Annotated in this window: 23 protein-coding genes and 1 tRNA gene; 6 read left to right on the forward strand and 18 right to left on the reverse strand. The window is 72.1% G+C overall.

The window, feature by feature from the left end; all coding sequences use genetic code 11:
* Positions 1-19: 19 nt before the first annotated feature.
* The 3 genes from PV342_RS28185 to PV342_RS28195 all read right to left on the reverse strand — a co-directional run bounded on the left by PV342_RS28185 (position 20) and on the right by PV342_RS28195 (position 5,063).
* Complete coding sequence (locus tag PV342_RS28185) at positions 20-1,882, reverse strand: tetratricopeptide repeat protein (protein ID WP_391577649.1); 1,863 nt, start codon at positions 1,880-1,882, stop codon at positions 20-22.
* Positions 1,883-2,082: 200 nt separating this feature from the next.
* Positions 2,083-2,156, reverse strand: a tRNA-Met gene (locus PV342_RS28190).
* A gap of 39 nt (positions 2,157-2,195) precedes the next feature.
* Positions 2,196-5,063 (reverse strand): UPF0182 family membrane protein, encoded by a 2,868-nt coding sequence (locus PV342_RS28195; RefSeq protein WP_500319137.1) that lies wholly within the window; start codon positions 5,061-5,063, stop codon positions 2,196-2,198.
* 146 nt (positions 5,064-5,209) lie between these two features.
* Between PV342_RS28195 and PV342_RS28200 the strand changes: the two genes are divergently transcribed.
* Positions 5,210-5,764, forward strand: a complete 555-nt coding sequence (locus tag PV342_RS28200) for a PPA1309 family protein (protein ID WP_386994043.1) — start codon at positions 5,210-5,212, stop codon at positions 5,762-5,764.
* A 58-nt stretch (positions 5,765-5,822) separates the two neighbouring features.
* On the opposite strand, the gene PV342_RS28205 is transcribed toward PV342_RS28200, so the two are convergent.
* The 4 genes from PV342_RS28205 to PV342_RS28220 form a co-directional block, all read right to left on the reverse strand.
* The gene (locus PV342_RS28205) at positions 5,823-6,890 is read right to left on the reverse strand and encodes a YlbL family protein (RefSeq protein ID WP_361009042.1); all 1,068 of its coding nucleotides are present in this window, start codon (positions 6,888-6,890) and stop codon (positions 5,823-5,825) included.
* 44 nt (positions 6,891-6,934) lie between these two features.
* A complete protein-coding gene (locus PV342_RS28210) occupies positions 6,935-7,102 on the reverse strand; it encodes a hypothetical protein (RefSeq protein ID WP_018561540.1) in 168 nt (55 codons plus the stop codon).
* Positions 7,103-7,247: 145 nt separating this feature from the next.
* Positions 7,248-7,706: a molybdenum cofactor biosynthesis protein MoaE gene (locus PV342_RS28215; RefSeq protein ID WP_026251449.1), complete on the reverse strand. Its 459-nt coding sequence runs from the start codon at positions 7,704-7,706 to the stop codon at positions 7,248-7,250.
* Between the two features lie 59 nt (positions 7,707-7,765).
* Positions 7,766-8,869: an SDR family oxidoreductase gene (locus PV342_RS28220; RefSeq protein ID WP_361009040.1), complete on the reverse strand. Its 1,104-nt coding sequence runs from the start codon at positions 8,867-8,869 to the stop codon at positions 7,766-7,768.
* Between the two features lie 128 nt (positions 8,870-8,997).
* Here PV342_RS28220 and PV342_RS28225 point away from each other — a divergent pair, with 128 nt between their 5' ends.
* Positions 8,998-10,446, forward strand: a complete 1,449-nt coding sequence (locus PV342_RS28225) for a zinc-dependent metalloprotease (RefSeq protein WP_500319102.1) — start codon at positions 8,998-9,000, stop codon at positions 10,444-10,446.
* Positions 10,443-10,970: an NUDIX hydrolase gene (locus tag PV342_RS28230; protein ID WP_329185824.1), complete on the forward strand. Its 528-nt coding sequence runs from the start codon at positions 10,443-10,445 to the stop codon at positions 10,968-10,970. Before PV342_RS28225 ends, PV342_RS28230 begins: the two co-directional genes overlap by 4 nt.
* 33 nt (positions 10,971-11,003) lie before the next feature.
* On the opposite strand, the gene PV342_RS28235 is transcribed toward PV342_RS28230, so the two are convergent.
* The 4 genes from PV342_RS28235 to PV342_RS28250 form a co-directional block, all read right to left on the reverse strand.
* Complete coding sequence (locus PV342_RS28235) at positions 11,004-11,765, reverse strand: AIM24 family protein (protein ID WP_018561535.1); 762 nt, start codon at positions 11,763-11,765, stop codon at positions 11,004-11,006.
* A gap of 16 nt (positions 11,766-11,781) precedes the next feature.
* Positions 11,782-12,465, reverse strand: a complete 684-nt coding sequence (locus PV342_RS28240) for an AIM24 family protein (RefSeq protein ID WP_500319103.1) — start codon at positions 12,463-12,465, stop codon at positions 11,782-11,784.
* Positions 12,466-12,478: 13 nt separating this feature from the next.
* Entirely contained in the window at positions 12,479-14,161 is a 1,683-nt protein-coding gene (locus PV342_RS28245) for a TerD family protein (protein ID WP_500319105.1), read from the reverse strand.
* 87 nt (positions 14,162-14,248) lie between these two features.
* Positions 14,249-14,824, reverse strand: coding sequence for a M48 metallopeptidase family protein (locus PV342_RS28250; protein ID WP_329185829.1), 576 nt, complete (start codon positions 14,822-14,824; stop codon positions 14,249-14,251).
* A 237-nt stretch (positions 14,825-15,061) separates the two neighbouring features.
* Here PV342_RS28250 and PV342_RS28255 point away from each other — a divergent pair, with 237 nt between their 5' ends.
* Both PV342_RS28255 and PV342_RS28260 read left to right on the forward strand, forming a co-directional pair.
* A complete protein-coding gene (locus PV342_RS28255) occupies positions 15,062-16,174 on the forward strand; it encodes a TOMM precursor leader peptide-binding protein (protein ID WP_391577669.1) in 1,113 nt (370 codons plus the stop codon).
* A 79-nt stretch (positions 16,175-16,253) separates the two neighbouring features.
* On the forward strand, positions 16,254-17,624 hold the full coding sequence (locus PV342_RS28260; protein ID WP_391577642.1) for an ABC1 kinase family protein: 1,371 nt from the start codon (positions 16,254-16,256) through the stop codon (positions 17,622-17,624).
* A gap of 21 nt (positions 17,625-17,645) precedes the next feature.
* On the opposite strand, the gene PV342_RS28265 is transcribed toward PV342_RS28260, so the two are convergent.
* From PV342_RS28265 to PV342_RS28285, 5 genes are all read right to left on the reverse strand, one after another.
* The gene (locus tag PV342_RS28265) at positions 17,646-17,843 is read right to left on the reverse strand and encodes a hypothetical protein (RefSeq protein ID WP_400798555.1); all 198 of its coding nucleotides are present in this window, start codon (positions 17,841-17,843) and stop codon (positions 17,646-17,648) included.
* Between the two features lie 73 nt (positions 17,844-17,916).
* Positions 17,917-18,228 (reverse strand): putative WhiB-interacting protein, encoded by a 312-nt coding sequence (locus PV342_RS28270; RefSeq protein WP_089224072.1) that lies wholly within the window; start codon positions 18,226-18,228, stop codon positions 17,917-17,919.
* Positions 18,225-18,578: a WhiB family transcriptional regulator gene (locus PV342_RS28275; RefSeq protein WP_026251444.1), complete on the reverse strand. Its 354-nt coding sequence runs from the start codon at positions 18,576-18,578 to the stop codon at positions 18,225-18,227. Before PV342_RS28275 ends, PV342_RS28270 begins: the two co-directional genes overlap by 4 nt.
* A gap of 105 nt (positions 18,579-18,683) precedes the next feature.
* Positions 18,684-18,974, reverse strand: coding sequence for a hypothetical protein (locus PV342_RS28280; protein WP_018561526.1), 291 nt, complete (start codon positions 18,972-18,974; stop codon positions 18,684-18,686).
* A 152-nt stretch (positions 18,975-19,126) separates the two neighbouring features.
* A complete protein-coding gene (locus PV342_RS28285) occupies positions 19,127-21,361 on the reverse strand; it encodes an ATP-dependent DNA helicase UvrD2 (RefSeq protein ID WP_386994058.1) in 2,235 nt (744 codons plus the stop codon).
* A gap of 154 nt (positions 21,362-21,515) precedes the next feature.
* On the opposite strand from PV342_RS28285, the gene PV342_RS28290 reads away from it, so the two are divergent.
* The gene (locus PV342_RS28290; protein ID WP_018561524.1) at positions 21,516-21,773 is read left to right on the forward strand and encodes a glutaredoxin domain-containing protein; all 258 of its coding nucleotides are present in this window, start codon (positions 21,516-21,518) and stop codon (positions 21,771-21,773) included.
* Positions 21,774-21,835: 62 nt separating this feature from the next.
* Here PV342_RS28290 and nudC read toward each other — a convergent pair whose 3' ends face one another.
* Together nudC and PV342_RS28300 are read right to left on the reverse strand one after the other, a co-directional pair.
* Positions 21,836-22,789, reverse strand: a complete 954-nt coding sequence (gene nudC, locus PV342_RS28295; RefSeq protein WP_400798564.1) for an NAD(+) diphosphatase — start codon at positions 22,787-22,789, stop codon at positions 21,836-21,838.
* 43 nt (positions 22,790-22,832) lie between these two features.
* Positions 22,833-24,221, reverse strand: coding sequence for a dipeptidase (locus tag PV342_RS28300; RefSeq protein WP_500319109.1), 1,389 nt, complete (start codon positions 24,219-24,221; stop codon positions 22,833-22,835).
* Positions 24,222-24,228 lie beyond the last annotated feature (7 nt).

Genomic DNA, 24,228 nt, shown 5'->3' on the forward strand with positions numbered 1-24,228 from the left:
GAGCAGCGCAAATCGCTTCTCACGCGGAGAGTTCGTGCTCCAGGGCGTCGGTCAGCCGGGCCGCCCGCTCGGCCACCTCGGCGGGGCCGCACTCCATGGCGCGGGCGCACCACGCCTGGGCGTCCGCGAGCTGTCCGTGCCGCGCGGCCAGCAGCGCCAGCCGCAGCGCGGCGCGTCCGTGGCCCGCGTCGGCGGCGCGGGTCCACCACAGGGCCGCCTCCGGCTCCGCGCCCTCACGGGCGAGGAGCAGCCCGAGGTTGAAGGCCCCGTTGCGGCTGCCGCCCTCGGCGGCCTCGCGGTACCAGTGGGCGGCGTCGACGACGTCCCCGCGCTTGGCGGCGCACATGCCGAGCCGCACCTGGGCGCGGCGGTGCCCCTGGCCGGCGGCGCGGGCGTACCACTCCTCGGCCTCGGCGGCGGCCTCCGGCGTGTCCTGGGCGTCCAGCAGCGCCCCGAGCCGGAACGCGCCCTCCGGGCTGCCGCTGCCCGCGGCGCAGCGCAGGTGGCGCTCGGCGCCGTGCGTGTCGCCCTCCTTCTGCAGGGCGATGGCCACCTGGAGCGCGGCCTCGCCGTGCCCGCTGGACGCGGCGCGCTCGTACCAGCGCCGCGCGGTGGCGTCGTCGCCCCGCCCGGCGTACAGGATGCCGAGGTTGAAGGCGGCGTCCACGCTGCCCGCCTCCGCGGCCTTGGAGAACCACGGCTCGGCGCCCGCGGCGTCGCCGCGCTGCAGCAGCAGCACGGCCAGCGCGTTGGCGGCCTCGCGGTGCCCGGTGTAGGCGGCCTTGCGGTACCACTGCTCGGCCTGGGTGGTGCGCCCCTGGCCGGCGCAGAGCAGCCCGAGGTTGAAGGCGCCGTTGACGTCCCCCGCGTCGAGGGCCGCCCGGTACCAGCGCTCGGCGGTCTGGGTCTCGCCCTCCTGGGCGTGCAGTGCGCCCAGGGCGTTGGCCGCGTTGCCGTCGCCCGCGTTGGCTGCCCGCCGCCACCAGGTGGCGGCGCCGTCGACGTCGCCGGCGTCACGCAGCAGGAAGCCGAGCGCGCAGGCGGCGCGCGGCTCCCCGTCGCGGGCGGCGGTCAGGTACCAGCGCTTGGCCTCCTCGAACTCGCCGCGCTCCTCCAGGAGCGTGCCGAGCCGCAGGGCGGCCCTGCGGTGCCGGCGGGCCGCCGCCTGCCGGTACCACTGCTCGGCCTCGCGCTCCTCGCCGCGCTCGGCGCAGATGCGGGCGAGCCGGTAGGCGGCCTCGCGGTGGCCGTGCTCGGCGGCGGCGTGGAACCAGCGCTCGGCGCCGACGTCACGCCGGTGGTCCAGGAGGTCGGCCAGCGCGTACGCGCCCAGGGCGTGCCCGGACTCGGCGGCCTGGCGCAGCCAGTACTCCGCCCCGGGTTCGTCGCCGCGCTCGCGGAAGTGCCTGCCGAGCGCGTGCGCGGCCGCGGCGGAGCCGGCGACCGCGGCGATCCGCCACCATGCGGCGGCCTCTTCGGCGTAACCGCGCTGGTGCAGCAGCAGGCCCAGGTTGTTGGCGGCGGGACGGTCCCCTCCGGCGGCGGCGCCGCGCAGATGGGGCTCGGCGCCCTCCAGATCGCCGCGGCGCAGCAGCATGGTGCCCAGCACGCTCATGGCCCCGATGTCGCCGTGCTCGGCGGCCCGCCGGTGGCGTGCCTCGAGTTCGGCCTCCTCGCGGGCCTCCAGGGTCTCCTCGTCGGGGAGTTCGGACTCGATGAGGCGCTCGTCGTCGAGACCGCCCACCCGCGGACCGGGCAGCAGGTCGGCGACGGCAGGCACGAGCGCGGTCCCGGCCGCGGGCACGGTCGTCCGCCCCGCGGACCCGGTATCCCGGATCTGACGAGTGTTCAGCAGCCTTGCACCATCCCCCATGAGGTCCATCGTCGCATCACCCGTACCCGCAGTACACCTGGTATGCGGCAAACCTGCAGGTTCTGCCGATCCCAGTCGGTCACTTCGTAGGTCACTACAGCGTTTTGTCGACTTCCCGACAGGATGCCTGCCGAAACCTCAGGGGAAAGGAGTTCCCCCCAACAAGTGAAAGGGCCCGGAGTCTATTGACTCCGGGCCCTCTCCAACAGTAGCGGGGACAGGATTTGAACCTGCGACCTCTGGGTTATGAGCCCAGCGAGCTACCGAGCTGCTCCACCCCGCGTCGGTGCACCAACAGTACCACGACGCGGGATGGGTCCCGTCAGCCCGTCTTCTCCGCCTGCTGCTCGGCGTCCTTCGCGCGCTTCAGCGCGTCGGCGAGATCCTTCTGCGCCTGGCCGTACGCGCCCCAGTCGCCGTCCTTGAGCGCCTTCTGACCCGCGTCGTACGCCTGCTGGGCGTCCTCCAGGGCCTGGGCGACCGTCGGGTTGCCCGCGGCCGGCGGTTCGGTGCCCCCGCCGCCGCCCGTCTCCGGCGGCGTCACGGGCTCCCCGCCGTCCGATCCGAAGACGGCGTCGAGCGCCTGCCCGAGCGTGTCCTCGAACTCGGTCTGGCCGCCGTAGCTCACCAGGACCTTCTTCAGCAGCGGGTAGTTGGTGCCCGCGCCGCGGACGTAGACCGGCTCCACGTACAGCAGCCCGCCGTCGAGGGGCACCGTCAGCAGGTTGCCGTACTCGACCTCCGAGTCACCGCCCTTGAGCAGCCTGATCTTCTCCGCCACATTGGGGTCGGAGTTGAACTGGCTCTGCACCTGCTGCGGACCGGACACCGTGGTGTTCGACGGCAGCTTCAGCACCCTGATCGCGCCGTACTCCGGACTCTTCGCGTCCGCGTCGACCGCCATGAAGGCGCTGAGGTTCTCGCGCTTGTTCGGCGTGAACGTCGTGGTGAGCGAGAACGCCTGGTCGTTCTGGCCGGGCATCTTCAGGCTCAGGTAGTACGGCGGCACCGACTTCCCGGTCTTGGCGGCCGGGTCGTTGGGCACGGCCCACACCTCACTGCCGCTGTAGAAGGTCGACGCCTTGGTGACGTGGTAGCGCGTCAGCAGCTCGCGCTGCACCTTGAACAGGTCCTGCGGGTAGCGCAGATGCGCCATCAGCGCGTCGTCGATCGCCGTCTTGGGCTGGACGGTGTCCGGGAAGGCCTTCATCCAGGTCTTCAGCACCGGGTCCTTCGTGTCCCACTGGTAGAGCGTGACCTTGCCGCTGTACGCGTCGACGGTCGCCTTCACCGAGTTGCGGATGTAGTTGACCTGGTTCTGCTGCGCCAGCACGGCGCGCTGCCCGTCGGTCAGCGAGTCCGCGGTGGTGTCGCCGAGCGTCGTGCGCGAGGAGTACGGGTAGCCGTTGCTCGTCGTGTAGGCGTCGACGATCCACACGATCCGGCCGTCCACGACCGCCGGGTAGGAGTCGCCGTCGATCGTCAGCCAGGGCGCGACCGCCTCGACCCGCTCCTTGGGCATGCGGTTGTACAGGATCTGCGAGTCGTCGCCGACGGCGCCCGAGTAGAAGATCTGCGGCTCGCCGAAGGACACCGCGTAGGCGAGCCGGGTCACCGGGTTCTTCAGGCCGACACCGCTCTTGGCGGTGTACGTGTACGGCTTCTCACCGTTGTCGTCGGTGTAGTCGATCTCCGGCGTGCTCTTGTCACCGACGATCGACCACTGCTTGGTCTGCTCGCCGTAGTAGATCCGCTGCTGGTACGTCCCGAGGTCGCCCTTGGTCGGCAGGTTGTACTCGGTGAAGTCCGGCTCGCCGCTGGCCGTCGTGGTGGTGCCCTTGGCGGCCACCATGCCGTAGCCGTGCGTGTACTTGAAGTGGTCGTTGATCCAGCTGTGCTGCGGGATGCCCTCCAGGTTCAGCTCCCGCAGGCCCACCACGGTGTCCTGCTCCTTGCCGTCGATCGTGTAGCGGTCGACGTCCAGCGTGGACGGGAAGGCGTAGTAGCCGCGCACCTTCTGCAGCTGCTGGTAGGTCGGCGAGACCACGTTCGGGTCGAGCAGGCGGATGGACGCCGCCGTGTCGGCGTCGCTGCGCAGCTTCTCCTTGGCGTCGCTGCTCGTGCCCGTGTAGTCCGTCACATCGGTGTGGTCGATGCCGTACGCCTCACGGGTGGCGTCGATGTTCTTCTGGATGTACGGCTGCTCCTTGGCGGCCTCGTTGGGCTGCACCTGGAACTTCTGCACGATCGCCGGGTACAGGCCGCCGATCAGGATCGCCGACAGCACCATCAGGCCGAAGCCGATCAGCGGCAGCGACCAGGTGCGCCGCCACAGGGTGGCGAAGAACAGCAGCGCGCAGATGATGGCGATGGCGAAGAGGATCGTCTTGGCCGGCAGATAGGCGTTGGCGTCCACATAGCGCAGACCCGTCCAGTCGCCCGACCTGAGGTTGCCGGACTTCACCGCCAGGGAGTACCGGTCCAGCCAGTACGCGACCGCCTTCAGGGTGACGAACAGTCCCAGGAGCACCGACAGGTGCCCGGTCGCCGCCGCCGTGGCCCGGCCGCCCGGGGAGGTGATCCGCAGGCCCCCGTACAGGTAGTGCACGAGTGCCGCCGCCAGCAGCGAGAGCACGACGGCCGCGAAGCCGAAGCTCAGCAGGAAGCGGAACCAGGGCAGGTCGAAGGCGTAGAACGAGATGTCGACGTGGAACTGCGGGTCCTTGGTCCCGAACGGGGTGGAGTTCGTCCACAGCAGCCATGTGCGCCACTGGCTGGAGGCGGACGCGCCCGCGATCAGCCCCACGAGGGCGCAGACGGTGAGCAGCACCCACTTCTTGTAGGGGGCGATGCCCATCCGGTAGCGGTCGAGGCTCTGCTGCTCCATCGACATCGCGCTCAGCGGCGGCCGCAGCCGGTGCGCCAGGTACACGTTGACGCCGACCGCCGCGGCCATCAGCAGGCCGAAGACGAAGAACAGGCCGATCTTGGTCCACAGTGTGGTGGTGAAGACCGAGGAGTAGTCGACGGAGCGGTACCAGAGCCAGTCGGACCAGAAGCCCGCGAACATGACGAACGCCATGGCCAGCACGGCCAGTACGCCCAGGGTCATCAGCAGTGTCCGGGCTCGCCGCGACGGGCGGCCCACTCTGATCCGTGGCCCGTGCGGACCCCCGCCACGGTCCGGCATCTGGAATACCAAGGTGCGCACCTCGAAGTGTCGGTCTCCGTCGGACGCCGTCCCGGCGCCCACTGATGCAACTTACTCAGCGTTTACTCAGTTCCCCAAGGCTCCCGATTGGGGATGCGGGTCACAGAACAGGCAGGATATTGGGCATGTCCAACATCACGTCCGAGGGTGCGCCGCTCGCCGCGAACCCGCTCACCCGTGCCGTCCTGGAGATCGACGACTACGCGTCCGGCCTGGGCTGGGACCAGCCCGCCCGGCTCTTCGCCCTGGTCGACACCGCGGCGCTGCGCACACAGGAACCGAAGCTCGCCGAGGAACTCGGCCTCGGCGACCAGACAGCCGCCGGGCTGACCCCGATCGAGCAGGACGAGCTTCCGGCGGGTGCCGCGCTGGACGAGTTCCTCGCCACCATCGCCTGGCCGGGCGTCGTCAGCGGCTGCGCGCTCACCGTGGAGCGGCTGATGCTGCCGCCGTCCGCGGAGGAGTCCATCCCGCAGGGGCTCGACGACGCCGCGCTGGCCCGCTGGGTCGCCGCGCACCCCGACCGCCAGGAGGTCCGCATGACCGTGGGCGTGCTGCGGGACGGGTCCCGGGAGGCGGCGGTACGGCTGCGCGAGAAGGACTCCCCCACCGAGGTACTGACCGGCTCCGCACTGGTGCCGGGGCTTGCCGAGGCCCTGGCGGCGACCTTCGAGGACTGACGCCGACGGCCCCGGGGAGAGTGCCCCGGGGCCGTCGGACCGTGCGGACGCGCCGGGCTCAGCCCTTCGTGCAGGAGGGCAGGGCGGACGTGCGGCCCTCGCGGATGTCCTTGAGCGCGTCCAGGGCGTCGTCGATGGTCTTCACCTTGACCAGGGTGAGGCCGCTCGGGGTGTCGGCCGCCGCCTCCGCGCAGTTGTCAGCGGGGGTGAGGAAGTACTCGGCACCCTTCTCCCGGGCACCGATGGTCTTCATGTCTATGCCGCCGATGGGGCCGACCTTGCCCTGGTCGTCGATCGTCCCCGTGCCCGCGACGAACTTGCCGCCGGTGAGGTCCTCCGGGGTGAGCTTGTCGACGATCCCCAGCGCGAACATCAGGCCGGCGCTCGGGCCGCCGACGTCCGCCAGCTTGATGTCGATCTTGAACGGGAAGGTGTGCTCGACCCCGGCCTGGATGCCCACGACCGCCCGGGCCGCGCCGTCGTCGTCCGACTTCGCCGTAGTGATGGTCACGTCCCGGGTGGCGTCGCCCTTCGCACCCTTGGGCACGACGGTGAACACCACCTTCTGCCCCGCCTTGTGCTTGGTGACCAGCTCGGCGACGTCGCCCGCCACCTTCACCGGCCGGCCGTCCACGGCCTTGACCACGTCGCCCGCGTGCAGCTCGCCCTCGGCGGGGGCGCCCTTGACCACGGCGGAGACGATCACCCGGGAGCCGACGGGTATGCCGAGCTCGTCGAGCGCCGCGACCTTCGCGCTGTCCTGGGACTGCGTGAACTCCTCGGCGTTCTCCTGGTCGGCCTGCTCGGCCGTCTGCCCCTTGGGGTAGAGCGTGTCGTGCTCGACGACCTTCTGGTCGTGCGCCAGCCAGCCGACGACCGCCTCGACCAGGTTCATCGAGTAGTCCGCGCTCGTCACCCGCACCGTGGTCATGTTGAGGTGACCGCTGGTCGGGTACGTCTTGTGCCCCGAGATCTGCAGCACCGGATCCCCGCCGTGCGACCCGAGCGTGTTCACCGTGGGCCCCGGTGACATCTCCGCGTACGGGACGCGCCACAGCAGCGCGACACACAGCAGCGCTATCAGGGTCAGGGTCGATGCGAGCAGCGTCGCGGTGCGGCGTGGCATGGAACGACAGTACGGTACGTGACCGTCAGCCGCCCCGTGGGCCCTCAGGCCGGTCCGCCCGATCCGGTGCGCTGCATCGCCTCGCGGAAGCGCTCGTAGTCGGCGAGCGAGGCACCGTCCCCCGTGGAGCGCGTACGCGCCGCCCAGCTTCCCCAGACGGCCGCGGCGACGGCGGCGACCAGCGGGATGAGCAACCATGCGAGCGCTGCCACTTCGGCCTCCTGGACGCGCATGCCGATCAAGAACTATGAGCAGACTAATCTTCTGCTGCTACAACGTTCAGAGCGGGTCGCAGGTTACGCAACCGCAGGTGGGCCACCCAGTGGGGAGGCCGGTGGGGGACCGCGCGCCCGGTGGTCAGTGGGCGCAGGCTCCGACCCACTCCTCGGTCCCGTCGGCGAAGGCCTGGTGCTTCCAGATCGGGACCTCGCGCTTGAGGTCGTCGATCAGCCTCCGGCAGGCGGCGAAGGCCTCGGCCCGGTGCGGGCAGGAGACCGCCACGACGACCGCGAGGTCGCCGACCCGCAGTTCGCCCACCCGGTGGACGGCGGCCAGTGCCCTGACCGGGAAGTCCGCGGCCACCTTCTCCGCGACCCGGCGCAGCTCCGCCTCCGCGCTGGGGTGCGCCGAGTAGCCGAGCCCGGTCACCTCGGCGCCCGAGGGGCCGTCGTGATCACGGACCGTGCCGACGAACAGCGCGGTGCCCCCGGCGGAGTCGTGCCCCACCGCGCGGAAGACCTCGTCCACGGACAGTTCGGTGTCCCGGATCGCGAGGAGCCGGAGGGGTTCGTCGTGCGTCTGTGCCATGCGGCTCATGCTGCCCCATCGCCCGTCATGCGGAAACCCCCTTCCGGAGCGAGTTCGCGCGGCGACGCTCAGACACCGCGGCGCCTGCGCGCCCTCCGCACCATCGCCGCCGTGCCGACCAGGGCGACCGTCGCGCCCGCCGCCCCGAGCGTGGCCGCGTCCTTGCGCCCCAGGCGCCGCCCGACGACGGAGTTGCGGCCGGAGACCTCCTCGAGCAGGACGGCCAGCACCTCCTCGTTGGTCCACTTCGGCCGCCAGCCCGACTCGTGCAGCCGGCTGCCGCTGACCACCCAGGGATGCATCGTGTACGCCAGGTCGCCCGCCGGGGAGGGCGTGAGACCCAGCCGGTGCAGCCGGGAGGCCGCGCCGAGCGCCACGGCGGGCGGCAGCTCCATGCGCCGGATGCCCGAGAGCTCCTCGACCTCCTCCTGCTCCAGCCAGCCGTCGCACCCCACGGCCATCTCGCCGTCGACCTTCTCCAGCGCCGCGTGCTCCAGCGCCGTCACCAGGTCCTCCACGTGGCAGAACTGCCAGCAGGGGCGGCTGCCGCCCACCACCAGCAGGCGCGGCGACTCGAAGTAGCGGGTGAGCGCGGTGTCGGTGCCGCCCACCAGCACGGCCGGACGCAGGATCGTCACGTTCAGGCCGGGGTGGGCACGGGGGGCCCGCTTGCCGAGCCGCTCGATCTCCAGCAGGTCGCCCACGAACGACGCCTCCGCGGTGGCGCGCAGGGGCGCGTCCTCGGCGAGCGGGACGTCGTTGTCCGCGTGGGCGCCGTAGACCATGGCCGAGGTGCACAGCACCACGCGCCGCACGCCCGCGGCGGCCGCCGCGGTGAGCACCGTCTGGGTGCCGCGCACATTGAAGGCGCTGCGCGCCTTGGGGTCGGACTCCAGGTCCAGGTCGAGCGCGAGGTGGACGACGACGTCCACGCCGCGCAGCCGCTCGGCGATCGCCGGGTCGCGTACGTCGAGCACAGCCCACTGGGCGCCGGGAACGTCACCGCGGCGCTCGTCGATCGCCACGACCTTCTTGACCTGGTCGGATTCGGCCAGCCGCAGGGCCAGCAGCAGGCCGACGCCGGAGGCGGCGCCGGTGACGGCGACCACGGGCCCGGCGGGGGCCCGGCCGCCGCTCCGCTCTGGGCGAACGGTCGGTTCTGGGGAACTCACCAGGTGTCTCCCACGGTTGTCTCTGGTACCGGGTGCGCGGTCCGCAACCGCGGTCCGTACGCAGCCATCCTGCCTGACGGGTGTCTAGGCTGGAGGTACAGCCCACAACACACAGAGCCGAGGAAACCGTGAGCGACATCCCATTCGGATTCGGAGTCCCTCCCGAGGAGCCCGAGGAAGGGGACGACGGCAAGAAGCCGGGCGGTTCCGGCGACAGCTCCCGGGGTCCGGCCAATCCCTTCGGTTTCGGCGGCGCGAATCCCTTCGGCGGCGGACCGGGCGGGGACAACCCCTTCGCCGCGATGTTCGGTTCGCTGAACCCCAACGACCTGGGCGCGGCCTTCCAGCAGCTGGGCCAGATGCTCTCGTACGAGGGCGGCCCGGTGAACTGGGAGATGGCCAAGGACATCGCCCGCCAGACGGTGGCCCAGGGCACGCCCGAGGGCTCGAAGGACGTCAGTGTGGGCCCCGCGGACCGGGCCAAGGTCCAGGAGGCGCTGCGGCTGGCCGACCTGTGGCTCGACGGGGTGACGTCGATGCCCTCCGGCGCCGGTTCGGCCGTGGCGTGGAGCCGCGCCGAGTGGGTCGAGGCGACCCTTCCGGTGTGGAAGGAGCTGGTCGACCCGGTCGCCGAGCGCGTCGGCACGGCGATGGGCGACGTGTTGCCCGAGGAGATGCAGGCCATGGCCGGCCCGCTGCTGGGCATGATGCGCTCCATGGGCGGCGCCATGTTCGGCACCCAGATCGGGCAGGCGCTGGGCACGCTCGCCGGTGAGGTCGTGGGATCGACCGACATCGGCCTGCCGCTCGGCCCGGCCGGCAAGGCCGCGCTGCTCCCCGCCAACGTGGAGTCCTTCGGCCGGGGCCTGAGCGTGCCGCAGGACGAGGTCCGGCTCTACCTGGCGCTGCGCGAGGCGGCGCACCAGCGGCTGTTCGCCCACGTGCCGTGGCTGCGGGCACACCTGTTCGGCGCCGTCGAGGGTTACGCCCGCGGTATCAAGGTGGACACCGCGAAGCTGGAGGACGCGGTCGGCCACATCGACCCGTCGAACCCCGAGGCGCTCCAGGACGCCCTGCAGCAGGGCATGTTCCAGCCCGAGGACACCCCGGCGCAGAAGGCGGCGCTGGCCCGCCTGGAGACGGCCCTCGCCCTCGTCGAGGGCTGGGTGGACGCGGTCGTGCACGCGGCCGCCGCCCCGCACCTGCCGTCGGCCGGGGCGCTGCGCGAGACGCTGCGCCGGCGCCGGGCGAGCGGCGGCCCCGCGGAGCAGACCTTCGCCACGCTGATCGGCCTGGAGCTGCGGCCCCGCCGGCTGCGGGACGCCTCCCGGCTGTGGGCCTCGCTCACCGACGCGCGCGGCGTCGACGGGCGCGACGGGCTGTGGGCCCACCCGGACATGCTGCCTACCGCCGCGGACCTGGACGACCCCGACGGCTTCGTCCACCACGAGCAGCTGGACTTCTCCGAACTCGACAAGATCCTCGGCGAGGCCGCGGGCGGTCATGTGCAGGACGTCCCGCGGGACGAGGACGGACGCGACGGCACCGACGAGGGCAAGGGCGACGACGAGAAGTGAGTCTGCACGACGACGCGGTGCGCGTCCTGAAGGACTGGTCCGCGCCCGACGCGGGCCAGGAGCGGCTCCGGGAGACCTACCTGGCGCACCTGCAGGAGCATCCGGACGGCATGTGGAAGGCCTGCGCCGAGGGACACCTCACGGGCAGCGCCCTGGTGGTGGACCCGGAGCGCGGAAGGGTGCTGCTGACCCTGCACAAGAAGCTCGGGATGTGGCTGCAGATGGGCGGTCACTGCGAACCGGAGGACACCTCGCTGGCCGCGGCCGCGCTCCGCGAGGGTGTCGAGGAGTCGGGTATCCGCGGGCTCGCCCTGCTGCGCCCCGAGCCGGTCAACCTCGACCGTCACCTGACGCCGTGCGCCTGGCACCTGGACGTGCAGTACGCGGCCGTGGCCCCGCCCGGCGCGGTGGAGGAGATCAGCGAGGAGTCGCTGGACCTGAAGTGGTACTCCTACGACGAGGTCGCCGACGTCGCGGACGGTTCCGTCCGGACGCTGCTGGCCCGCACCCGCGCGCTGCTCTGAGGCGGCGCGCGGGGCGGGACCCGCGGCGGGCGCTCAGCGGTTGCTGAAGATGTTGCCCTGGTTCATGCCGTGCGCACCCTGCTGGCCGAAGCCGTACTGCGCGGCGACGCCCCCGCCGAGCTGGGCGTTCTGCGGCGGCATCAGCTCGCTGGGCTGCACCAGGACGTAGCCCTGGCCGAGGAAGTTGAGCTCCCAGCCCTCACCGGTGTTGCCGCGCCGCCGCCAGACGCCCGAAGAGCTGGTCTGGGCCTGCATCTGCACCCGGAGCGAGGACGACCAGGCGACGACCGCGTCGGAGTCGGCGGAGACGTACTTGTCCGGGGTGACCGGCATCAGCAGCGGCTTGCCCGAGGTCATCAGCGCGACCTTGCCGTGCCCCGTGATGTTGAGGTTGTAGGCGCCGCTGCCGGAGATGCCGAACTGGCTGTCGACGGAGATGACCTCCCAGTGCAGTCCGGAGTCGAGCGCCAGCACATAGGCGCCGTCCACGGTCAGGCCCTCCTGGTCCACGTCGACGACGTGGACGTGCTGGGCGAGGTTGGCCAGATAGACCGTGCCCTGCCCGGAGCAGCGCATCAGGTCCAGACCCTCACCGGTGCGGTGGCGGGCGGAGCGCTGGGCGTGGCTCTGGTACTCGCCGTCGAACTCGATCAGGCCCTGGTACGCGACCATGGCGCCCTTGCGGGCCAGGCAGTCGGTGCGGCCGTCGAGCCTGACCCGCAGCAGGTACGGGTTCTGGAGTGCGTACTGGTCCTCGGTCTGGACCTCGGTGTAGCCGAAAAGCGGGCTCTGCATGGTGTCTCGCTCCCCCTCAGCCCCGGACTCGGAGGCGGTCGGTGCTGTCCTCACTGGGCTGTACGACGACGAAGCCCTGGCCGGAGAAGCCGATCTGGAAGGCCTCGCCGCTGCCGCGCCCGATGAGGGCGGACGCCTTGAAGCTGCGCTTCGCCTTCGTCTTCAGCCCGCTCGACCAGGCCACAAGCGCGTCCGGGTCGACGTAGGTCTCGTCCTCGCCGCGGCCGCAGTCGACCACGACCGGGGTACCTCGCGAGGTGACGGCCACCCAGCCGGTGCCCGAGATCCCGACGTTGAACAGGCCCTGGCCGGCGAACTTGGCCAGCCCCTTCACCCGCTCCACGCCCCACTGCAGCTGGGCGTCGAAGGCGAGCAGATTGCTGCCGTTGACCGACAGCGCCTCGTTGTCGAGGTAGACGCACACGACGTCGGCGCCGTAGTCCGCGAGGTACAGCAGGCCGTCGCCGGAGCACTTCATGATCGGTGCGCCCTCGCCGGTGAGCCACTGCGAGGCCATCTGGCGGACGGCGGGCGGGTTGGGCTCGTACTGGACGAAGCCCTCGTAGGCGACCATCGAGCCGGTGCGCGCGAAGAGGTCCTGGCCGCTCTGCATGGCCACCTTCAGCATGCTGCTGCCGTGGTTCTCCATGCGGGCGGTGACCGGTGCCGGGGTGTACCCGGAGATCAGTGACTGGTCCATGACGGGCTCCCCCTCAGACCTCGTACGGCTGGACGATGATGAAGTTGCCCGGGGCGCCCCGGAACTGCAGGTTCACGGTCTCCCCGCTGTGTCCCGGGTACGCGTTCCTGCGCAGCCTCACCTGGCTGGAGAGCACCACCTGGGAGGCCGCCGACCAGGCGACGATCGCGTTGCTGTCGGCGTAGGTGGTCGGGGTGACCGGCAGCACCACCGGGGTGCCGTGGGTCTTGACCACCACCGTGCCCGTGCCCTGGAACAGCATGGTGAACAGGGCGCCGCCGGGAATGCCGTGGCCCTCGATGCGGCGGACCTCGTGCTGCAGGGACTCGTCGAAGGCGAGCACGTTCTCGGCGGAGACGCAGATGGCGTCGCCCTGGAGCTCGATGGGGTGCAGGTAGGACGCTTCCTCGGCGAAGAAGACCTGACCGCGGCCGGTGCAGCGCATCAACTGCATCTCCTGGCCGGTCATGTTGCCGACGATGCGGCCGGTGAACCCGGCGCCCTTGTAGCCGAATTCGACCTTGCCCTGGTAGAGCACCATGCTGCCCTGGCGGGCGAGCACGGGCTGGCCGCCGGCCTGCGCGAGGTCGGCGCGCATCAGCTTCGGGTTCTGCTGGGTCCAGCGCTGGCCGGTGGGCAGCTCACGGTACTTCTGCATGGCCGCCGCCAGACCCGCGCCGGGGGTCTGCGGGACCTGGCCGGCGTGCGGGGCCTGCGGCGGCTGGCCGAAGGCGGGCTGGCCGAAGGCGGGGTGGCCCGGCATCGGCTGACCGGGGACGGGCTGGCCGGGGACGGGCTGGCCGTACGAGGGCTGGCCCGGTGCGGGCTGGCCGTACGAGGGCTGTCCGAAGGGCGGCTGACCCGGCATCTGGCCCGGGACCTGACCAGGAGGCGCCTGCGGCGGCGGGACCTGGCCGAACGGCGGCTGACCGGGGGGCGCCTGCGACGGGGCCTGGGGCGGCGGCGTGGTCATCGGCGCCACCATGGTGGGGGCGGCGTGCACGGGCGCCGGAGCCGGAGCCGGAGCCGGCGGGGCGCCGAATCCCGGCGCGGGCTGCGGAGGGGCGGGCGGCCCGGTGGCCACCGGGGGCGCGAAGCCGGGCGCGGGGCCCGCCGGGGGCGCGAAGCCCGGTGCCGCGGCGGGCTGCTCGGGCGCGGCCTGCTGCTCTTCGGCGACCTCGCCGCCGAAGTTCTTGAGCAGGGCGTCCAGTCCGCCGTCGAAGCCCTGGCCGACGGCCGCGAAGCGCCAGACGTCCTTGAGGTAGAAGTCGGCGAGCATGACCGCGCGCTCGGTGCTGAACTCGGCCCCGGTGAAGGCGTAGCGGGCGACCTCCTCGCCCCCGGCGACGATCCTGACGTAGCCCGGGCCGATCTGCGACATCTGCCCGGCGCCGTCGATCGTCGCGGTGAAGCTCAGCTTCTGGATCTGCGCGGGAATCCGGTCCAGGGTGACCCGGAAGGACTCGGTGTCGCCGGCCTGCGTCCCCAGCTGCTGGATCGCCTCCTCGGGCGACTTGGGCTGGTTGTAGAAGATGAAGTAGCGGTCGTCGGAGAGCTGTTCCCCGGCGTCGAGCCCGAAGCAGCTGATGTCGAAGCCGAGACCGGGTCCGCTGATCTGCACGCCGATGTACAGATCCGTCCCCGCGGTCAGGTCACTGATCTTGGCCTTGTGGCCGCGCTGGAATTCCCTGGCCATTGCTAAGGACCGTCCCCCCATCCGTACGTACGTACTTGGTGCGTTGCGCCAGGCTAACCGCTGGCCGTGACAGGGGCTATTCCCCCGCTATTCCTCGTGTGCCGTGGGCGGGTGGGGCAGCCGGGCCGCGGCGACGACGCCCTCCAGGTACCCGCGCGCGCGTTCGGTGCGCGGGTAGGACTCCAGCAGCCTCCAGAAATCCGGCCCGTGACCGGGCACCAGGAGGTGGGCCAGTTCATGGAGCAGGACATAGTCGACGACGTACTCGGGCATGCCCTGGAGCCGGTGCGACAGGCGGATGCTGCCCTCGGCGGGCGTGCACGAGCCCCAGCGGGAGTTCTGGTTGGTGACCCAGCGCACGGTCCGCGGTATCGCGCGGCCTCCGAGGTACTGCGCGGACAGCTGCGCCGCGCGGGCGGACAGCCCGTCGTCACCGAGCCGGCGGCGGCTCTCCTGGGCGGCGAGCTTGTCGAGCATGACCGTCACCCAGCGCTTCTCCTCGGCGGCGGACATCCGGGCGGGGATGAGGACCACGGTGACGTCGCCCTCGCGGTACGCCGAGACCGTCCGGCGTCGTCGGGCGCTTCGGCGCACTTCCACGGCGCTGGTCCTGGGGGCGCGCGGGGGCTGGCCGGAAAGGCTCTGGGCGGGGTCGGCGGACACGCCCCGACGTTACCCGCACCGGGTCCGGGAAGTCCCGCCCCCGGTGGTGCCCGGTGAAAAAGGAGCGCGGAAAGTTACCGGATGCCGGGTGCCGGATGCCTGGTCCCAGTCATATCGAATGATCATTCGCGGCACCTGTGGATAACTTTCGCGGTCTGTTCGCGGATTCCGGGCATGCTGGTCCGGTACGGAATCGGAACGATCTCTCGATCGGGAACTGAGCCCACGGGGGTGGCGATGCGTCCCATGCTCAAGCCGGCGATGCGCCGCAGTTGGCGCAGCCGGGAAAGTCTGCAGTTCGGCGTCGACCCGGCGCACGCGGTGGTCCTGGACCCGGTGGACGGCGCGGCCGCCGCCTTCCTCGACCTGCTCGACGGCACGCGCGGACTCGGTCCGCTCGCCCGCGAGGCCGAGTCGCTGGGGCTTCGGCCCCCGCAGGCCCGGCGGCTGCTCGGGCTGCTGGCCGAGGGCGGTGTGCTCGACGACGCGACGGCGCACACCGAGCTGTCCGAGACCATACGGCACCACTCGGCCGCGCTGGACCGGCTCCGCCCCGACCTCGCAGCGCTGTCCGTGGTGCACTCCGACCCGGGCGGCGCGGCGGACCGGATGGGCCGCCGGCGGGCCGCCCGCGTACGGGTGACCGGGGCCGGCCGGGTCGGCGCGACGGTCGCGGCGGTCCTCTCCGCGGCGGGAGTCGGCCGGGTCGACGTACGCGACGGTGGCCGGGTCGAACCCTGGGACACCGCGCCGGGCGGCATCCCCGCCGAGCACATCGGCGAGCGCCGGGACGCGGCGGCGCGCGGTCTGGTGCGCAGGGCGGCGCCCGATCCACGGGCGGCAGCGGTGGGCCGCCGGGGGCCGTCCGCCGCGCCGGAGCCCGGGCTGTCGCTGGTGGTGGTCGCACCGCGGGACGGCCTGGCGGCCTACGCCCCCGACGCGCACGAGGCCGAGCCACTGATGGCCGCCGGCATCCCCCACCTCTATACGGGGGTGCTGGAAGGCCGGGGAGTGGTGGGTCCCCTGGTGGTGCCGGGGAGCACGGGGTGCGCGGGATGCCTGGGACTTCGGATGGCCGACGCCGACGCGGCCTGGCCCAGGGTGCTGGCGCAGTTGCGGTCCGGCCGGGGCGGGGTCCCCGCCTGCGACATCGCTCTGGCCACCACGGTCGCGGGGCTCGCCGCGGCGCACGCACTGGCCTTCGTCGACGGCGGGCGGCCGCCGAGCTGCGGCGGGCGCGTCGAGATGGGTCTCGCCCGGCTGACGACAGAGGTACGGCCGGTGCCGGGGGACCGCAGATGCGGGTGCGGCGCGCACACCGCGGATGCCGGGGTGACCGACGACGCATGAGGTTTGTGACACCGCCGGTGCCATGGTCCGGGAGGGGCGGGGGACAATGACGACGTGACCGATCGGAAAGAGGGGGCGCATGTCTGATCTTCCGCGCAAAGCGGTGACCCGTACCGCCAAGTTGGCGGCGCTCCCACTGGGATTCGCCGGGCGGGCGACGCTGGGACTGGGCAAGCGGCTCGGCGGGCGCCCCGCGGAAGAGGTCGCCACCGAGCTGCAGGAGCGGACGGCCGAACAGCTCTTCAAGGTCCTCGGCGAGCTGAAGGGCGGTGCCATGAAGTTCGGGCAGGCCCTGTCGGTCTTCGAGGCCGCCCTGCCCGAGGAGGTCGCGGGCCCCTACCGTGCCGCCCTCACCAAGCTTCAGGACGCGGCGCCGCCGATGCCCGCCCGCACCGTGCACGCCGTACTGGCCGAGCGCCTCGGCGAGGACTGGCGCGAGTTCTTCACCGAGTTCGACGACCGCCCGGCGGCGGCCGCCTCGATCGGGCAGGTGCACCGGGCCGTGTGGCACGACGGCCGCAAGGTCGCGGTGAAGGTCCAGTACCCCGGCGCCGGGGACGCCCTGCTGTCGGACCTCAACCAACTCGGCCGGGTGGCCCGGCTGTTCGGGCCGCTCATTCCCGGCATGGACATCAAGCCGCTGATCTCCGAGCTGCGCGACCGGGTCGCGGAGGAGCTGGACTACGAGCTGGAGGCGCAGGCCCAGCACGCACACGCGGTCGAGTTCGCCGACGACCCGGACGTGGTGGTGCCCGACGTGGTGCACCGCACGGACCAGGTGCTGGTCACGGAGTGGATGGACGGCGTGCCGCTGGCGGAGGTGATCTCGGAGGGCTCCGCGCAGATGCGCGACCGCGCGGGCCAGTTGCTGGCGCGCTTCCTCTTCGCCGGCCCTGCGCGGACCGGGCTGCTCCACGCCGATCCGCACCCGGGCAACTTCCGGCTGCTGGTCGACGACGGTCCCGCGCGGGGCTGGCGGCTGGGCGTGCTGGACTTCGGCACGGTGGACCGCCTCCCCGAGGGACTGCCGCTGCCCATAGGGACGGCGCTGCGCCTGGCGCTGGCCGACGACGCGGACTCGGTGCACTCGATGCTCCGCCAGGAGGGCTTCGTCAAGCCGACGGTCGAGCTCGACCCCGACGCCGTGCTGGACTACCTGCGGCCGATCATCGAGCCCGCGGGGGTGGAGGAGTTCACCTTCGCGCGCGGCTGGATGCGTGCGCAGGCGGCGCGGATCGCCGACCCGCGCTCACCCGCGCACCAGCTGGGCAAGCAGCTCAATCTGCCGCCCTCGTACCTGCTCATCCACCGGGTGACGCTCAGCACCATCGGGGTGCTGTGCCAGCTGGCGGCCACGGTCCGGCTGCGGGACGAGCTGCTCGAATGGCTGCCGGGCTTCTCCGGGGAGGACCTGGCCCCGCTGCCCGAGACCGAGGACGCCTCGGCCTAGGCGCAGCGGGCCCGGCGGGCCCTACCACCAGGAGGAGTCCAGCCGCCCCTCGATGCTGCGGATGTTGGTGCGGGCGCAGTCGTCGCAGAAGTACACGCGGCTGCCGTTCTCGACGGAGCAGGTCCAGGTGAGGGGAAGTTCCTCGGCGACGGCTCCGCACCGGGCGCATGTCGCCGTGGGAGCAGTCCCGACCCGTTCAAATTGAGTCTTCTGGTCCATTTTGTGACGATATCGCGGGGCCGGTCGAAATCGACCGGCCCCGCGGTTGTGTGTCGTTGCCGATGTGTGAGCGCTACTGCATCACGGCCATCGCCAGCGCCCGGCGGGCGCGGAGCGAGGCGCGCTCGGCGCGGCGCTGCAGGCGCCGGGCGTTGAGCACGCGGAGGGCCATCCGTTCGTGCTCGGCCTCGTAGAGGCGCTCTTGCATATGGGCACGAGCCAGGGCTTCTGGCATGAGTTGCATTTCGAGGTTCCTGTTCTGGCGCTCAGTGGGAGCGTCGGACGGCGGGGCGGGGCGTTCGGTGACGGACGGGTTCATCGGGGCCTGCTTCTTGGGGTCGTGCGTGAGGGGACGGTCGATCGTTCCGACGGCGGGACGCTTCATGCCACAACCGCGTTCTTGCGCGGACGGCCACGGGGACGCTTGCGCGGCACCACGACGCCCTGGACGAAGAGCTCGCCACCCCAGACACCCCAGGGCTCACGGCGGTCCTTCGCACCGGCGAGGCAGGCCTCGCGGACCGGGCAGGTCTGGCAGAGCGACTTGGCGTACTCGACGTCCGCCGGGGACTCGGCGAAGAAGACCTCCGGGTCGTAGGTCCGGCAGGGGACGGGGACGCCGAGGCGGTCGATCTCGTCTTCGAGCTCGGTGAGGGGCAGCAAGGGGACCTCCGGGTCAGGGTCAGGCGGGCGTACGGGGGCGGGTACGGACGGTGCGTGCGGGGTGAGATGCACGATCGCTTCGTTCCTCATCTGTTTGTCGGGGGGTGGGGAAAACAGAAGGGCCGCGGATCCCGGTCTGGGATTCCGCGGCCCTGAAGGCGCCTGCCTGATCGTCGATCAGACTGGATCACTCCAGGGTTCGAGCCCGCGGAAGGCCCACTTCGGGTGCTGCTGCTTCTGGGTTCCGGCACCATTGGTCGCCGCAAAGGCATAGGCCTGAGCCTCAGCCGTCACTGCCACCGCCGGCACCTGCGTCGGTCGCTCGCCGCCGCGCTCCCGAATGGAGAGAACGGTGGTGGGCAGTTCGACGGACAGGTGGCTGGACAGACCGGTGCCACGGAGCGAGACACCAAGAGAGCAGGCGGCGGCGACCGGACGATCGGTCATTTTCGTCATGAAGCTGGTCACTGGTCTCGCCTCCTCTCGGCGTCTCGTTGGGCTGGTCTGGCAAGTGGTGCTGGGTCAGTACATCACGGATTCCACCGCTCCGGGAAGGTCCTTCACAGAGCCGCGTCGTTCGCGCTCACGCAGGCTATGGGGATTTCCTCGGGGCGCGCAAACTATTTTCCGGGCTCTTCTTCGACAACTTCCCCGACGGCCTCCTCGACCGCTCCGCCACCGGCCGCACCGCCTGGCTCGCCACCTGTGCACAGGGCGAGGACGTCGGCACCGAACTTGTCCAGTTTGCGGGCTCCGACCCCGGAGATAACGGACAGTTCACCCTCCGTGGTGGGCCGCACCTCGGCGATCGCCAACAGCGTCTTGTCGGTGAAGACGCAGTAGGCCGGCTGGCCCAGAGCCTTCGCCTGCTCCACACGCCACTCGCGCAGCCGCTCGTACAGCGCCTCGTCCATGTCGGAGGGGCAGTCCTCACAGCGCATCAGCTTGATCTCGCCCGCGTCGGACAGCGTGCGGCCGCACACGCGGCACTGCACCGGCCCGCGCCGCTTCCTGCCGCCCGAGCCGCGCTCCACGCCGCCCGTGGCGGCCGATCGGCCGCCCGCCCTGCCCCGGGCCGCCGAGCCCGGCCGCAGCCCGTCCAGGAAGCGCGAGGGCCTCCTGCCGCCGCGTCCGCCCGGCGAGCGGGACAGCGCCCACGACAGCGAGAGGTGGAACCGGGCGCGCGTGACGCCGACGTAGAGCAGCCGGCGCTCCTCCTCGACCTGCTCGTCGGTCTTGGCGTAGGTGATCGGCATCGTGCCCTCGGTCAGGCCGACCAGGAACACCGCGTCCCACTCCAGGCCCTTGGCGGCGTGCAGCGAGGCCAGGGTGACGCCCTCGACGGTCGGGGCGTGCTGGGCTCCGGCGCGTTCGTCGAGCTCGGCGACGAAGTCCGCGAGCGTGGCCTGCGGCCGGGCCCGGTGGAAGTCCTCGGCCAGCCGCACCAGGGCCGCCAGCGACTCCCAGCGGTCACGGACCGCGCCCGATCCGGCCGGGGGTTCGGTGGACCAGCCGCGGGTGCTGAGCACCGCCCGCACGTGTGCGGGCAGATCCGCGTCGTCCAGGTCCGGGTCGGAGCCGCCGCCCGCCCGTGCGGCACCGCGCAGCAGCATCCCGGCCTCGCGGACCTCGGGACGCTCGAAGAAGCGCTCGGCGCCGCGCAACTGGTACGGCACCCCGGCGTCGGCGAGCGCCTGCTCGTAGACCTCGGACTGCGCGTTCACCCGGTACAGCACGGCGATCTCGCTGGGGCGCACGCCCTCGTCCATCAGCTCGCGGATCCGCCGGGCGGTGCCCTCGGCCTCGGCGGGCTCGTCCGGGTACTCGGTGTAGACCGGCTCGGGGCCGGCCTCGCGCTGCGAGACCAGCTCCAGGCGGTGCTGGGCGGCCTGGCCGCGGGCCTGGGACAGCAGCCCGTTGGCGAGGTGCACCACCTGCGGGGTGGAGCGGTAGTCGCGGACCAGCTTGACCACCGTGGCCTGCGGGTGCCGGCCGCGGAACCCGAGCAGGAACTCCGGGGTGGCGCCGGTGAAGGAGTAGATGGTCTGCGAGGCGTCGCCGACGACGCAGACGCTGTCACGCCCGCCGAGCCACAGGTCCAGCAGGCGCTGCTGCAGCGGACTGACGTCCTGGTACTCGTCGACGACGAAGTGCTGGTACTGGGAGCGGACGGCGTCGGCGACGTCCGGCCGGTCCTCCAGGACGCCGACGGTGAGCAGCAGCACGTCCTCGAAGTCGATGACCCCGCGATCGCGCTTGAGCTGCTCGTAGGTGGTGTAGATCCGGGCGATCTCGGCGGGGTCGCGGGGCACGTCGCGCGCGGCCTTGGCGGCGGCCGCCGGATAGTCCTCGGGAGCGGTCTGGGTGACCTTGGCCCATTCGATCTCGCCGGTGACGTCGCGCAGTTCGTTGCGGTCCAGCCGGATGCGGGAACGGGCCCCGGCCTCCGCGACGAGCTGGATCTTGCGCTCGGCCAGCCGCGGCATGTCGCCGCCGACGGCCCGCGGCCAGAAGTACTGCAGCTGCCGCAGCGCCGCGGAGTGGAAGGTGCGCGCCTGCACACCGCCCGCGCCGAGCTGCCGCAGCCGCCCGCGCATCTCCCCGGCCGCACGGGCGGTGAAGGTGACGGCGAGCACACTGGACGGCTGCAGTATCCCGGCCCGCACCCCGTACGCGATCCGGTGGGTGATCGCGCGCGTCTTGCCCGTGCCGGCTCCGGCCAGCACGCACACCGGGCCGTGCAGGGCGGTGGCGACGGCGCGCTGCTCGGGGTCGAGCCCGGCGAGCACGGCGTCCGCCGAGTCCGGTACGGCGGGGAACTCCGGGAAGAGCGGGGTGTGGGTTGGTGCAGTCACCCCGCCATGCTGCCAGGTCCCGGGAGACGGCCGGGAAAGTTATCCACAGCTGAGGTGGGATGGTCGTACCGCGAACGATTGCAAGGAATGCCGAGGCGAGGGGTTAGCGTTCTCGGGATCGACGTCATCCCCAGCCTTGAAGGAGCGAACACCGATGTCCGGCACTGTGACGATGTACAGCACCACGTGGTGCGGATACTGCCGCCGCCTGAAGGGCCAGCTGGACCGTGAGGGCATCGCCTTCACGGAGGTCAACATCGAGCACGACCCGGACTCGGCGAAGTTCGTCGAGAGCGTCAACGGCGGCAACCAGCTCGTCCCGACGCTCCTGGTGTCCCCCAAGAGCGGCGCCGAGGCCGTCGCGCTGAGCAACCCCAGCCTGGCCCAGGTCAAGCAGGCCCTCGCGGGCTGAGGACGGTCCGGCCCGGCCGCGCTGCAGGCACGGCCGGGCCGGACGGGGGCCGTCGCCCGTCCTCAGCGGCGGGTCGGCAGCGGCATCCCGTACCAGCGCTCGATCAGGCGCGCCGCGATGGAGATCCCGTAGGGCGGCAGCACCTCCCCGGTCTCCATCGCCTTGCGGTACTCCTCGCGGGAGAACCAGCGCGCCTCGTGCAGTTCCTCGCCGTCCACGGTGATCTCCGCGGACGTGGCGCGCGCCATGAAGCCCAGCATCAGGCTGGAGGGGAACGGCCAGGGCTGGCTGGAGACGTACGACACTTCGCCGACGGTCACCCCGGCCTCCTCGGCTACCTCGCGCACCACGGCCTGCTCGAGGGACTCCCCCGGCTCCACGAAGCCCGCGAGCGTCGAGAAGCGCCCCTCCGGCCAGTGCACCTGTCGGCCCAGCAGCGCCCGGTCCTCCTCGTCGGTGACCAGCATGATCACCGCGGGGTCGGTACGCGGGTAGTGCTCCGCGCCGCAGGCGGGGCAGCGGCGGATGTGGCCCGCGGCCGCCACCACGGTGCGCTCACCGCAGCGCGAGCAGAAGCGGTGCATGCGCTGCCAGTTCTCCAGCGCGACCGCGTGCACCATCAGGCCGGCGTCGCGGTCCGACAGCAGGGCCCCGACCTCCCGGAGCCCGGCCGGGCGGGCCGCCTCGTCCAGCCGTCCGGGCAGCGAGTCCTTCTGCAGCGCGAAGTAGCGGACCCCCTCGTCGTCGACGCCGAGGAAGTAGCGGTGCACCTCGCTCTCCGGCGCCTCGAAGCTCGGCATCATGACCAGCTCGGTGCGGCCGTCCGGGGTGTCCTCGACCAGGACCTGACCCCCGGAGACCACGAACACCTGCGTCTTGGGGTGGCTCCAGGCGGCGGCCAGCCAGGCCTCGTCGAGCCGGTGCTCGGCGGCGCGGTCCACGCCCGACGGGCGGGCGAGGGGCGGTGGGAAGGCCGTCGTGTCGAAGGTGGGGCCGGTTCCGGACGTATCGGACAAGATTCCTGTCAACTCCCCGTAGCGCGCGGATGGGTGCGGATGCTCACAGAGTCGTGAACTCGCTCCAGAGGTACGCGGACGTCTCCACGCCCTTGAGCAGAAGGTCCAGTTCCACCTTCTCGTTCACCGAGTGCCAACCGTCGGACGGCACGGAAATTCCCAGGAACAGGACGGGGACATCGAGTACGTCCTGCAGGTCGGCCGCCGGGCCCGAGCCGCCCTCGCGGGTGAACAGGACCTCCTTGCCGAAGGCCCGGCCCATCGCCCGGGTCACCGCGCGCAGCGCGGGGTGGTCCAGCGGGGTCAGGCAGGGGCGGGTGGCCCCCCAGAAGGTGATCTCGTGCCGGATCCCGGCCGGGACGCGGGCGGCGACCCAGTCGGCGACCAGCCGCTGCACCCGGTCGGTGTCCTGCCCGGCCACCAGCCGGAAGGACAGCTTCAGCTGCGCCGCGGACGGCACGATCGTCTTGCCGCCGGGGCCCTGGTAGCCGCCGCCGATGCCGTTGACCTCGGCGGTCGGCCGGGCCCAGACCCGCTCCAGGGTGGAGTAGCCGGCCTCGCCGCTCGTCGCGTGCGACTTGGCGGTGCGCAGCCAGCGCTCCTCGTCGAAGGGCAGCCGGGCGAACAGTTCGCGCTCGTGGTCGCCGAGCTCGACGACCCCGTCGTAGAAGCCGGGGATCGCCACCCGGCCGTCCGCGTCGTGCAGCGCCGCGGCGAGCCGGGCCGCCTCGGTCGCCGGGTTGGGGACGGCGCCGCCGAAGGATCCGGAGTGGATGTCCTGGTCGGGGCCGTGGAGGTCGATCTGGCAGTCGGCCAGGCCGCGCATGCCGGTGCACACGGTGGGGGTGTCCTCGTCCCACATACCGGTGTCCGAGACGATCACGGTGTCGCAGGCCAGCCGCCCGGCGTTGGCGCGCACGAGGTCGGTGAAGTGCGGGGAGCCGGACTCCTCCTCGCCCTCGATCAGCAGCTTCAGATTCACCGCGGGGGCGGTGCGGCCGGTGGCTGCCAGGTGCGCGCGGACGCCGAGTGTGTGGAAGAACACCTGACCCTTGTCGTCGGCGGCGCCGCGTCCGTACATCCGGCCGTCGCGGATCCTCGGCTCGAAGGGCTCGCTCTCCCAGCCGTCCTCGAGGGCGGCGGGCTGGACGTCGTGGTGGCCGTAGACGAGCACCGTCGGCGCGTCCGCGGCGTCGGAGGGCCACTCGGCGAAGACCGCGGGGGCACCGGGGGTCTCCCACACCTCGGCCACGGGGAAGCCGGTCTCCTTCAGCTTCGCCGCCAGCCACTCTGCGCTGCGCCGTACGTCGGCCGCGCGCTCCGGATCGGCCGAGACCGAGGGGATGCGCAGCCACTCGGCGAGGTCGCCGAGGAAGGTCTCGCGATGGGCTTCGACGTACGTACGGACGACGCTGTCCGGGGTGGTGCTCATGGCCTTG

It is taken from the genome of Streptomyces sp. PA03-3a (genome assembly GCF_033792735.1).
Taxonomy (GTDB): domain Bacteria; phylum Actinomycetota; class Actinomycetes; order Streptomycetales; family Streptomycetaceae; genus Actinacidiphila.